Consider the following 11,052-nt stretch of genomic DNA (forward strand, 5'->3'; position numbering starts at 1 on the left):
GATGGTGACCCCGGTGGCGGTGCCGCCGGGTGGCACCGAATCCGAACGGGCGGTCGGCGGCATCCCGCTGGCTAATCTGGTGCGCGACTTTCACCGGCCGATGATCAATTTCGCGCGCACCATGGTGGATTCGCCGGCGGTGGCGGAAGAGGCGGTGCAGGAGGCGTGGGTGCAGGTCCTGCAGTCCGCGGATTCCTTCGAGGGCCGTTCGTCGGTCGGGACGTGGCTGTTCGGGATCGTCAAGAACACCGCCTCGCGGCACCGGCGCCGGGAATCCCGCATTCGCGACCACGAGGTGCTTTCCGCGGAAGACGTGGACCCCCTGGCGGGCCGCATGCATCCCGCCGGCCATCCCGATGCCGGGCACTGGAGCCTTCCACCGTCCCGGCGCTTCCTGCCGGAGGACCGCACCGTGGAGAACGAGCTCGTCGGTTACGTCCGCACCGCGCTGGACGCGCTGCCGGAGCGGCAACGGCAACTGGTCATCCTGCGTGACATCGTCGGCACCCCGGCCGAAGAGGCCGCCAAACTTCTCGAGCTGACCGCCGAAGGGCAGCGCGCGCTCCTCTACCGCGCCCGGGGAAATCTTCGCAACGAATTGGAAAAGCGGTATCGCCGATGACCGTGCACGACAACACTGTCCCCGCCATCGACTGCGTCGACTTCGTCCGACTGGTGGATGAACTCGTCGATTCCGACCCCCGGCAGTGGGGCCCCATCGTCGCCAAGCACCTCGACGAGTGCCCCCCATGCCTGGTCTACCTGCAACAGATGCTCGACCTCAGGATCCTGCTCAACCACGTCTTCGAAGGGGAGAGGCTCAGTGATGAGCACATCTCGGGGGTCATCAACGCGATCAACGCTTTACGGAAGGACGAGCACCCATGACGATCAATGCGCCAGCGCCGCAACTGGATGGCAAAGCGTCACCACCAAAGCTGTTCGCAGACATCCCGTCTGACACCAAGGCGACGATCCCCGACGATCCGTTCGAGCCGCTGAGCGTGGGCGCCATGGTCGACCGGGTGGCCGCCATGGCGGTCGAGAAGGCTACGCACCCGTGGGCGTTCCTGATGCGTTCCCTGGTCGGCGGCGTGATGGTCGCGTTCGGAGCGCTGCTGGCGCTGATGGTGAGCACCGGGGTCAAGTCCCCGGGCATCGCGAGTTTGCTGATGGGGCTGGCGTTCGGCATGTCCTTCGTCCTGATCCTGGTGTCGGGCATGTCTTTGATCACCGCCGACATGGCCGCGGGATTTCTCGCCGTCCTGAATCGCACGATGAGCGCCGGTGGTTATGCCTTCCTGGTCGTCGTGGGCCTCATCGGCAACGTCCTCGGCGCGCTGCTTTTCGTCACCGTTTGCGGCGCCGCGGGAGGCCCGTATCTGGGTGCCTTCGCCGAGCGGGCCGCTACCGTGGGCACCCAGAAGGCCGGCCAGCCCTTCTTGACCGCACTGCTCCTCGCCGTCGTGTGCACCTGGTTTCTGCAGACCTCGATGTGCATGTTCTTCAAGGCCCGCAGCGACGTCGCCCGAATGGCATTCGCGTTCTACGGCCCGTTCGCGTTCGTCATCGGCGGCACGCAGCACGTGATCGCCAACGTCGGCTTCCTCGGTATTCCCCTGCTGCTCAACCTGTTTCACCCGGCGGCACCCCGGGGCACGATCGGTTGGGGATTCGGCGACCACGGCTTGCTCACCAACCTCGGCGTGACCACCGTCGGCAATCTGATCGGCGGGACATTGTTTGTGGCGTTGCCCTTCTGGGTCATCGCGCAGCTGCAACGGAAAGCCGTCTGACCGGCGAGTGACCGTGGCGTTAAGGGCGCCTTAACGCCACGCCGGTAACAGCCCTCCGTCCCGGTGGTTAGGGACTTAAGCCTCACGACCCACGCCCGTCGGGTTTATAGCGTCGTCGGTGATGGAGGGAGAACGAAATGTCAGCACCTGACCAACAGCGCGGCATCGTCGTCGCGGTCGACGGCTCGACGGCATCGAACGCTGCGGCACGTTGGGCCGCGCGCGAGGCGGCCATGCGGAAAGTTCCACTGACCGTCGTCCACGCGGTGACGACGCCCACCGCCACCTGGCCGCCGGTCCCATACCCCGACTCTCTGGCAGTGCGGCTGGAAGACGAGGGCAAGAAGGCGATCATGCACGCGATCAAGCTCGCCGAGGAGGCGCTAGCGGCGGACCGTGAGATCGCGATCAACCGGGAACTCGTGTATTCCAGCCCCGCGCTGGCCCTGATCAAGATGTCCGACGAGGCGGAGATGGTCGTCGTCGGCACGGCGGGACGCGGGTTACTGGCGCGTGGCGTGCTGGGCTCGGTCAGCGCGACGGTGGTGCGGCACGCGAATTGTCCCGTCGCGGTGATCCATGGGGACGACCTGCCGGACAACGGGGACGCTCCCGTTCTGGTGGGGATCGACGGCTCGCCGGCCTCCGAGCTCGCGACCGCCGTCGCGTTCGACGAGGCTTCCCGGCGCGGCGTCGACCTGATGGCCTTGCACGCATGGAGCGACATCGCGATCAGCGAACTCCCCGAAGCGGATTGGTCGTCACTGGAAGAGGAGGCCCAGCGGAGCCTCGCCGAGAACCTGGCCGGTTGGCAGGAGCGCTATCCCGATGTGACGGTGCAGAGGTTGGTCGAACGCGACGCGCCGGCTCGGCAGCTTGCCGAAAAGTCGGAATTCGCCCAGCTTCTCGTCGTGGGCAGTCACGGCCGTGGCGGCTTGTCCGGCATACTCCTGGGATCGGTCAGCAACGCCGTGCTGCACTCGGTACGGATACCCGTGATCGTCGCCCGGCCGTCCGCGTCCGGCTGACGCTCGCCGGGCGACAGGGCGGTGGCGGTCCACGCGCAAAGGGCGGCCAGGTCGCGCCCGGCGCGCGCCACCGTTCGGTCGGGGCGCACCAGCGCGGCGGTGACGCGACCCCGCCGCAGCCACGTCTCCAGAGCGCTGCCGGGGTCGGCGACCAGCACGGTGACGTCGCGCCGCCGCAGGGCGGCCTCGTCGGCGGCGCCGGGGCGAGTGACGGCGATCAACGCGAAACCGGTGCCGAGGACGTCGTCCACCCGTCGACCGTCGTGCAGCGGCGGGTTGGGGCACAGCGTGCCCGGTAGCTGATGCGGTCGCCGCGATTTAGACACCCACGCTGAGCGGTGCAGCGGCGGCGTTGTGGAGTCGACGACCTTGTCGCGCAGGCCGGGGATGAGCCGCAGCCGCGGCAACAGCGCCCGGCGCGCTGCGTTGCCAAGGTGGCCGCCGCCGGTCATCGCCCAGCCGATACTCAGCGCGAGGCGAATCATGTAGCGAGCGTGCGGCTTTCGTTCGCGCTCATAAGTCTCGAGCACGTCCGGGGTAAGGGCGCCGCGGTGGACCCCGGCGATCTTCCAGGCGAGATTGTCGGCGTCGCGCAGCCCGGCGCCCATGCCCTGGCCGATGAACGGGGGAGTGAGGTGCGCCGCGTCGCCGAGGAGGAAGACGTTGCCGTTGCGCCAGCGGTCGGCGATCTGTGCCCGGAACGTGTACTCGGCGACCCGCACCAGGGTGAGCTCGGCGACGGGTACGGTGCTGGTCCATGGTTTGATCAACGGTCGCAGCCGCTGGAGCGTGCCGAAGTCCGCCGCGGTTTCGCCGGCGAGCAACTGAAACTCCCACCGGTAGCGGGCCGGCCCGATGCGCATGTACGTTCCCGCGCGATCCGGGTCGCACACTTGGTGCACCCCGTCCCACTGGCCCAGGTCCGCCTCGCTGGCGATGTCGACGACCAGCCAGCGTTGCTGAAAGTTCAAGTCCCGCATGGTCGAACCGATCCGTGCCCGCACCAGGCTGTTGGCGCCGTCGCAGCCCAGCAGGTAGTCGGCGTCGACGTGGTGACGCCCACCGTCTGAGCGGTCGGTGAACGTGACGCGGATGCGCGTTCCGTCCGCCACAACATCGGTGACTTCTGCGTTCCCGCGCAGTTCGGCATTGGGATGGCGCTCGAGGTTGGCCCGCAGCAGGGTCTCCAATTCGGGCTGGTCGAACATGTTGGCCTGCGGGAAACCGTGCACGCTGTGCTCGGGGTCGCGGTTGAATTCGGCCAGAGTGCGGAACCGGCTGTCCACCAACCGCAAACCCAGCGTCGGCCGTGATATCGCGGCGAACTCGCCGCCCAACCCGAGGCGGGCGATGATGCGATAGATCTCGTCGTCCAGATGCACCGCTCGTGGCTGGGGGTACACGTCCGTCCAGCGATCGAGCACCAGGCAATGGACGCCGCACTGCGCCAGCCGGGTGGCCGCGGTGACGCCGGTCGGTCCGGCGCCGACGATGACGACGGGTACCCGCCGCGTAGCCGGGGTCGTCATGTGTATCGCACTGGGGTGCGCTGCGTTCCGAGATCGATGGCGCCGTCGTCGGTGGCCACCGACGCCTCGACGATGTCACCGTCGTGCAGGTAATTGCGGTTGGCGGCCTGCCGCGAGAAGAACATCTTCCATTTGAGTCCCGGCGGCAACAGGTTTCCGACGAACTGTACCGGCTTCGGTGGGGCGCTCAGCGCGGTGCCGACCGGGGTGCCGGTGAGCACCAGGTCACCCGGGGCGAGTTCTTGGAACTGCGTGAGCGACTGCAGCGCCTGCAGTGGCCGGTACAGCATGTCGCCCTCGACGAGCGCGTTCTGGCGTTCCTCGCCGTTGACGCTGAGGCGCAATCGCAGGTCACCGAAGCGCTTGAGCTCGTCGGCGGTGAGCAGCACCAGTTCGGGGCCGACCGGGGTGAACGTCGGATACGACTTGGCCTCGTAAAACTGGGTCTGGGGGAGTTGGACGTCGCGCGCGGAGACGTCGTTGGTGACCACCAGCCCGGCGACGAAATCGCCGAGGTTGGCGTCCGAGATGGTGGTGCCGATCGGGACGGCGCGGCCGATCACCAGGCCGATCTCGACTTCGTAGTCGAGCAGCTTCACGTGCGGGGGCTTGACGATGTCGTCGAACGGCCCGGTGATGGAGGCGGACGCCTTGCGGAAGAAGGTGAGGGGGATGGACGCCGGATCCATGCCCGCGTCTTTGACGTGCGACTCGTAGTTGGTCATCTGAGCTATCACCCGGCACGGCCGGGTCACCGGTGAGACCAAGGCGAGGGTGTCGAGGGCGACGGCTTCGGTTTTCGTCGCCGCACTCTCGATGGCGGCCCGGTCGGCCAGCAACGCGGCGGTGGTGGTGGCGGTGGTGTCGATTCTGACTGCGCCCTCGGCGGTTTTGAGCCACCAGGCGCGGTCGGTTTCGGAAGCGGTGTGCAGCACGGAAAGGGTCATGAGGTAGGAACTTTCAGTAGGCCGATCAGGCGGTTGAAATCGAATTCGTTGTGCGAGCGGAGGGCGGTCATCATCGAAACCAGTTCCCGGCGTGCCGACTTGGGGTCGGTTCCGAGGAAATCTCTGCTTGCCGGCGGCCCCCACTGCGCCAACCCGGATGCGGTGAAGGGCGCCCAGCCCGGGTCGAGCGTGTTGTCGAACAGGTCGCCATCGGTGAAGTGTTCGAACAAGTCGCCGTCGGGGTCGCGCCAGTAGTCGAAGATCTGACTGCCCTGGATGTGCCTGCCGATTCCCCAGGACCGGGAATAGCCGTGCGCGCCAAGGTATTCGCCGCCAGCAGCCAGCGCGTCGAGATCGCTGACCTGATAGGCCGAGTGCACGTAGCGGTTGGCCGGCCCCAGGGCCATCGCCAGGGTGTGATGGTCGGCCGGTATCGAACCGCGGTCGCAGCGAATGAAACTCATCGCCGGGCCGCGGTGCCGCTGGCCGGGGAAGTACAGAAAGTCGCTGACGATCATGCCGAGGTTGTCGAGGTACCAGTTGAGGGTCTCGAGGTACTTGGTCGACTGCACCACCAGGTGGCCCAGGCGCTCGACCCGGGCGGGCACCCGCGGGGGACGCTGGCCGGCATTGGTGCGCCGCACCTCGGGGCCGAAGTTGAAGACGTGGGCCTGTTGGCCCGGCAGGTCCGGGAGCTCGTGCATGCCGGCGACGACCCGAACCAACATTCCGCTGGGGTCTGTCAGGTCGACCGACACCCCGCCGATGGCCTCCGGTAGCCGTCGCATCGGTGCCCCGGCGTTGCCCGCCAGCCGGAGCACGTCGGCCTCGTCGCAGGCCCGGAACGCCGCGCCGGTGAACCGGCTGCGCCTGCCGCGACGCAGGATCACGCACGGCGTACCCGCCCGGGTGCCGCGCAACTGCACCTCGCCGGGGCCGTGCTGGGCAGTGTGGAAGCCGAATGCCCGCGCGAACGCCTCGGCGCGCCCCAAGTCTGGCCGCTCGAACTCCAGCCACGCGATGTCGGCGACCCTGATGACGGGGTTGCGCGACCGCCCGGGATGCTCCCCGCGCAGTGCGCCCTGCTCGCTGTGCGCCTCCGGACGTGCGCTTTCGGTCAAATCCATGGTCACTCCCAAACCTAACTGACGAAATCGTCACATACGAGATAACGTTCAGTCAAGAGTCTGACGAAATCCTCATGACTGATGCATAATGCGGGGGTGAGTGCGATGGCGGAGCCGGCCAACCGGCTGGAGCGGCGCAAGCGGCGCACCCGTGCGGCGCTGGTCAAGGCCGCGCAGCAACTGATCGCCGAGGGCAAGGTGAACGTGCCGGTCCTGGAGATCACCCAGGCCGCCGACGTCGGCATGGGGTCCTTCTACAACCACTTCGACAGCAAGGAGCAGCTGTTCGAGGCCGCGGTCGCCGAGGTGCTCGACGTCTATGGGGCGATGCTCGACCGGCTCACCGCGTCCATCGAGGACCCGGCGGAGATCTTCGCCACCAGCTTTCGGATGACCGGCAGGCTGTTCCGCCGCCGCCCGCAGGAGAGCCGGATCCTGTTGGCCAACGGGCTGGAGCTGCTGTCGTCCGAACGTGGTTTGGCGCCGCGCGCCCTGCGTGATATCAAAGCCGGCGTCGCGGCCGGTCGGTTCGACGTCGAGGATCCCGAGTTGGCCCTCGCAATGGCCGGCGGTGCGCTGCTGGGGCTCGGAAACCTGTTGCGGGACAACCCCGATCGAGACGACGCGCACGCCGCCGACCTCGTCACCGAGAACGTGCTGCGGCTGTTCGGGCTTAGCGCCGCCGAGGCGCGGACGATCTGCCAACGCCCGCTTCCCGAGGGCGGATTCCTCGAGGGTTAGCGGTTGCCGACGCTGACCACGGCACCGACCGAGAATGAGACGTTCCTGCCCACGCCGCCGTCGTCCCCGGGGGCACCGGGGCTAGTCCACCGCACCTGTGCGGTCCCGGTGAGGTGCAGGCTCGCACCGGTCCCGAAATCCACGAACAGCAAGGCGGCCTCGTCGTCGACGGCCAGGTTTCCATAACTGTTGAACATGTTGTTCCCGGGGAAGTCCGGCCACCAGAGCCGGTCGGGGGCGTCGACCCGGACGAAGCCGGGTGGGCCTCCGCGGTGCGACGCGTCGCTACCCCGGGTGGGATGGCTCGTGCCCAGAAAGAACGTGTCCGACCTCGCGATCATCGCCTGATCGGACGGGTCAAGCGTTGCGCGTCTCGCGCGCAGTGAAGCGGGTGCGCCGAGGGCGTCGGTGTCGATGGTATGCGGGTGAATGTACTTGGGGCAGTTGCCGTATGACTGGTCGACGCGGACGGCCAGGCCCGCGTCGTCCGAGCCGACGAGCTCGCCGTTCACCCGTAACCGGCGGCGGGTGGCGAAGTCGATCGCGATCAGTCCGACTTGTTGGCCGGCCGGGAGCCGGTGCAGCGGGTCGCCGCTGCGGGGGGATGCCGACACACGCAAGACGTCGTCCCGGCCGCGGAGGAAACCCGGCGCGGCGATCAACGGCGACGTCCACAGCACGCCGTCGTGGTCCCGTCCGGTCAGGGCGGCGAATCGCTGTGCGGCGAGAAATCTTGCGGCGCCGCCGGACAGGCCCGGCGAGTCGAGCATGCCCTCGAGCCGCTTGGCCTCGGCTTCGACGCCCGCTCGCCGCTGTGTCGCGGTCTCTCCTTCGTGGAAGCCCGTCATGGTCATGCACCGCTCAACAACATGACCTCGGGAAAGCTTCCGGGGTATGCGCCGCCGCCGTTCCTACGCGACCGACACGATGCGGGCGACCAGCTTGCCGCCGCGGATGACCTCGATCGTCTGCCCCGCCGCGACCTCATCGAAGTAGCGCCCGGCGCGCTTCCGGAGCTCGTCGAGCTCGATCCCACCCCGGCCATCCGCCGGTGTGGGACTGCTCGCCGCGTCACCGGCGGACACGATCTGCGCCAACAATCGGCCGCCCCGGACGACGCTCAGCGTCTCCCCGGCCGCCACCCGGTCGAAGCACCGGCCGGCGCGGGTGCGAAGTTCGTCGAGGCCGACCCACCCGCCGGTGTCCTGCGCGGCGAGTTTCGCCGAACGCGCCGGGATCGGAGCCACCCGCCAGTCACCGACGGGCAGGATCCGCGCCACCAGCTTGCCGCGACGGATGACGTCGATCGCCTCCCCGGCGGCGACCCGCTCGAGATACGTGCAGGCGTCACTTCGAAGTTGGCCCAGGCCAATGGCTTCCGGCATGTCGCTCCAATCTCTATCGGCCGGTCGACGGCGCCAGCATGTCCTGCCAGCCGTCGTCTCCGGTCTTGTTCGAGTTTTCGACCGCGTACTTGACGCCATCGGGCCCCACCAGTTCGCCGCTCTGCGGGAGGTACACCGCCGGGGGAGGGCCGGCGGGCGTGTACACGCACGGGTTCGGTTGCTGCCCATTGCATTCGACGGTGCCCGATCCCGGCCGTTGCAGCGGATCGCTGGTCGGCGGCGGCGTCCCCGCCACCCGGTCGGAGGGCGCCGGATTGAGGCCGTTGTTGACCGACGGCGCGGGCATCACGAGCCCCGGTTTCACGGGCTGGTCGCAACGCGCGGCCGGCGCAGGACAGGTGACGATCTGGTTGGGGTCGCCGTACCACGGGTTGGTGCCCAACGGCACGTACGGTTTGGAATCGCGGCACTCCCGTGGCGTCGCGGCGCGTTTACCCGGGACGTCGACGCATGGAAGGTTGCGTGCGCCGCGCACGGCGTTCGCGGGGGTGTCCTGCGGGATCTTGCAATAGGTTCCGGACGGCATCGGCGCGAGGCTGGTGTCCGCGGGAGACCGCCACTCGGCCGCCGGGAGGAACCCGGTCAGACACGGCGGGGGCTGGTTGATCGTCAGCGAGGTGCCGAGCGACGCATACCCCGGGAAGGCCGACGTCACGGTTTGGCCCTCCGAGGCGCCCTGCGGGTAGGCGACCAGGAGTTGCTCGACGCCCTTGTGGTAGCGCTTGAGCATGTCCAGCACGATCTCGAGATTCGCCAGGGTCTGCGGCAGCGACTCGCGGACGTCGCCGAACACCTCGTTGACCTGATCGGCGGTCGGGGCCGCCTGGGTCAGGATGCTCTGCACGTGCCGGTCGTTTTCCGCGCTCTGGGCGGCCAGGATGTTCAGATTGTGTGACCACCGCTCGATCGAGTCGCCGGAGTTGACCTGACTGTCGATGACGGGCCCGGAGTTCTGGACGATGTCGTTGATGTCGGAGATGTTGGTCTTGAAGTCGCCGGCGATGGCCTGCGTCGCGTCGACCAGGCGTTGCAGCGCGGGGCCCAATCCGCCTACGGCTTGGGCGGTTTCGTCGAGCAGCGAGGCGATCTTGTCCTTCGGCAGCACGGCCAGCCCGCGGTTGGCCGCGTCCAGCGCGGGCCCGATCTCGGTGGGGATGGTCCCCTTCGTGATCGTCTGGCCGGGCGAGAAGTACTGGCTCGGATTGCCCGTCGACACCAGGTCCAGGTATTGCTCACCGACCGCCGACACCGAATGCACGTTCGCCGACGCGTCAATCGGTATCCGGTAGCGGTCGCCGATGCTCATGGTCACCCGCGCGCCCGTCGCGGTCGGCTCGACGGCGGTGACCGTGCCGATGGTTTCGCCGCGATAGGTGACGTTGGAGGTCTTGTACAGCCCACCCGACGCGGGCAGGTCCGCCCTCAGCGTGTACTGGCCGATTCCCGCCGCGCTGGGAATCTGCAAGTAGTACCAGCCCAGCGCGACCGCCGTGATCGCGGTCAGGATGGTGAACGCGACCAGCTGGCGCTTGATGAAGCGGGTCAGCATTGCCTGTCCGCCCTTTCGACCAGGGGGCCACCCGGAACATCGTTGGGGTTCGGCGTGTACCGGACGTCGGGAATCATCGTTTCGGGGTCGCGGCCCCACGATTGCTCGAGCGCGCGCAGCGCCCCGGAGAATCCGGTCCCGGTGAGGACCGCGTTGTCGACGGCGCTCATGGTCAGGTCGAGCGTCAGCGACAGGTTGAAGTAGTCACCGCGGAACGCCTTGGGCACGGCGTCGATGTCGAACGGCCGCACGAGGATCAGCTTGAGGGCGCGGATGAGGTACGGCGCCGCCCGGCCGAGCTCGCGCAGCGGGCACTGCAGCGACTGCAGGTCCTGGTGGATGTCGCCACGCGCGGCCGACAGGTATTGGTCGGCGACTCCGCTGAGCCGTCCCGTCGCGTCGACGGCGTTGATCAGAAGATTCTGTTTGTCGGCGAAATGCTTGAGCAGTGGCGGGAATTCGGTGAGGACCCGGTCCAACACATCGGAGCGGGGACCCACGTACGCCAGCAGCCGGTTGGTGGAATCGATGGCCCGGGTGATGTCGGCGCGCTGCTCGTCGAGCCGGGCGGTGAAGGTGTCCAGCTTGCCCAGGAAGGCGCGGATCTGGTCGGCCCGCCCGTTGAGGATGTTGTAGACCTCGTTCTGCAGCACTTCGAGGTTCGGGATGCCGCCTCCGTGCAGCACGATGGCGAGGCTGGCCAGCGTCTGCTCGGTGGTGGGATAGGTGGACGCGTTTTTCAGCGGGATGGTGTCACCGTCCCGCAGCGGCTCCGGGGAGGGGTTGGGCGGCGCCGCCAGCTCAACGTGCTGGGAACCCAGCAGGCTGGTCTGGCCGATCTTGGCGGTGGCGTTCCTGGGCAGCTTGACGTTCTTGCCCAGCCGCAGTGTCAGCGTCGCGACCCAGTTCTTGAGTTCGATCGCGCGCAC

The 11,052-nt window shown here is 68.0% G+C and carries 12 protein-coding genes; 5 read left to right on the forward strand and 7 right to left on the reverse strand.

The genetic code is table 11. The annotated features are described in order from the left end of the window. The first annotated feature begins 1 nt into the window (after window position 1). The 4 genes from A9X05_RS05100 to A9X05_RS05115 all read left to right on the forward strand — a co-directional run bounded on the left by A9X05_RS05100 (window position 2) and on the right by A9X05_RS05115 (window position 2,824). On the forward strand, window positions 2–622 hold the full coding sequence (locus tag A9X05_RS05100) for an RNA polymerase sigma factor (RefSeq protein WP_067779687.1): 621 nt from the start codon (window positions 2–4) through the stop codon (window positions 620–622). Next, a complete protein-coding gene (locus A9X05_RS05105; RefSeq protein ID WP_067748863.1) occupies window positions 619–888 on the forward strand; it encodes a hypothetical protein in 270 nt (89 codons plus the stop codon). The genes A9X05_RS05100 and A9X05_RS05105 overlap by 4 nt, the downstream gene beginning before the upstream one ends. Then, entirely contained in the window at window positions 885–1,796 is a 912-nt protein-coding gene (locus tag A9X05_RS05110) for a formate/nitrite transporter family protein (protein WP_067779690.1), read from the forward strand. Before A9X05_RS05105 ends, A9X05_RS05110 begins: the two co-directional genes overlap by 4 nt. Window positions 1,797–1,933: 137 nt before the next feature. Continuing rightward, window positions 1,934–2,824 (forward strand): universal stress protein, encoded by an 891-nt coding sequence (locus A9X05_RS05115; protein WP_067748869.1) that lies wholly within the window; start codon window positions 1,934–1,936, stop codon window positions 2,822–2,824. Here A9X05_RS05115 and A9X05_RS05120 read toward each other — a convergent pair. The 3 genes from A9X05_RS05120 to A9X05_RS05130 are packed head-to-tail and all read right to left on the reverse strand — an operon-like array spanning window position 2,716 to window position 6,427. Then, window positions 2,716–4,353: a bifunctional 3-(3-hydroxy-phenyl)propionate/3-hydroxycinnamic acid hydroxylase gene (locus A9X05_RS05120; protein WP_067779695.1), complete on the reverse strand. Its 1,638-nt coding sequence runs from the start codon at window positions 4,351–4,353 to the stop codon at window positions 2,716–2,718. The genes A9X05_RS05115 and A9X05_RS05120 overlap by 109 nt on opposite strands. Next, on the reverse strand, window positions 4,350–5,300 hold the full coding sequence (locus A9X05_RS05125; RefSeq protein ID WP_067748874.1) for a fumarylacetoacetate hydrolase family protein: 951 nt from the start codon (window positions 5,298–5,300) through the stop codon (window positions 4,350–4,352). Before A9X05_RS05125 ends, A9X05_RS05120 begins: the two co-directional genes overlap by 4 nt. Next, window positions 5,297–6,427 carry a VOC family protein gene (locus A9X05_RS05130; protein WP_067748877.1) on the reverse strand — a complete coding sequence of 377 codons (1,131 nt, stop codon included), beginning with the start codon at window positions 6,425–6,427 and terminating at the stop codon, window positions 5,297–5,299. Before A9X05_RS05130 ends, A9X05_RS05125 begins: the two co-directional genes overlap by 4 nt. Window positions 6,428–6,523: 96 nt before the next feature. Here A9X05_RS05130 and A9X05_RS05135 point away from each other — a divergent pair, with 96 nt between their 5' ends. Further along, complete coding sequence (locus A9X05_RS05135; RefSeq protein WP_067748881.1) at window positions 6,524–7,168, forward strand: TetR/AcrR family transcriptional regulator; 645 nt, start codon at window positions 6,524–6,526, stop codon at window positions 7,166–7,168. Here the strand turns inward: A9X05_RS05135 and A9X05_RS05140 are convergent. The 4 genes from A9X05_RS05140 to A9X05_RS05155 form a co-directional block, all read right to left on the reverse strand. Further along, the gene (locus A9X05_RS05140; protein WP_067748884.1) at window positions 7,165–8,022 is read right to left on the reverse strand and encodes a pyridoxamine 5'-phosphate oxidase family protein; all 858 of its coding nucleotides are present in this window, start codon (window positions 8,020–8,022) and stop codon (window positions 7,165–7,167) included. The genes A9X05_RS05135 and A9X05_RS05140 overlap by 4 nt on opposite strands. Window positions 8,023–8,079: 57 nt before the next feature. Beyond that, window positions 8,080–8,553 carry a type II toxin-antitoxin system Phd/YefM family antitoxin gene (locus A9X05_RS31535; RefSeq protein WP_067748887.1) on the reverse strand — a complete coding sequence of 158 codons (474 nt, stop codon included), beginning with the start codon at window positions 8,551–8,553 and terminating at the stop codon, window positions 8,080–8,082. Window positions 8,554–8,566: 13 nt separating this feature from the next. Continuing rightward, window positions 8,567–10,123 (reverse strand): MCE family protein, encoded by a 1,557-nt coding sequence (locus A9X05_RS05150; protein WP_067748890.1) that lies wholly within the window; start codon window positions 10,121–10,123, stop codon window positions 8,567–8,569. Further along, window positions 10,117–11,052 (reverse strand): MCE family protein (locus tag A9X05_RS05155; RefSeq protein WP_067779698.1); only part of this gene is annotated, 936 nt, incomplete at its 5' end. The genes A9X05_RS05155 and A9X05_RS05150, both read right to left, overlap by 7 nt.

The sequence above is a fragment of the Mycobacterium sp. E3298 genome (assembly GCF_001666895.1).
GTDB lineage: Bacteria > Actinomycetota > Actinomycetes > Mycobacteriales > Mycobacteriaceae > Mycobacterium.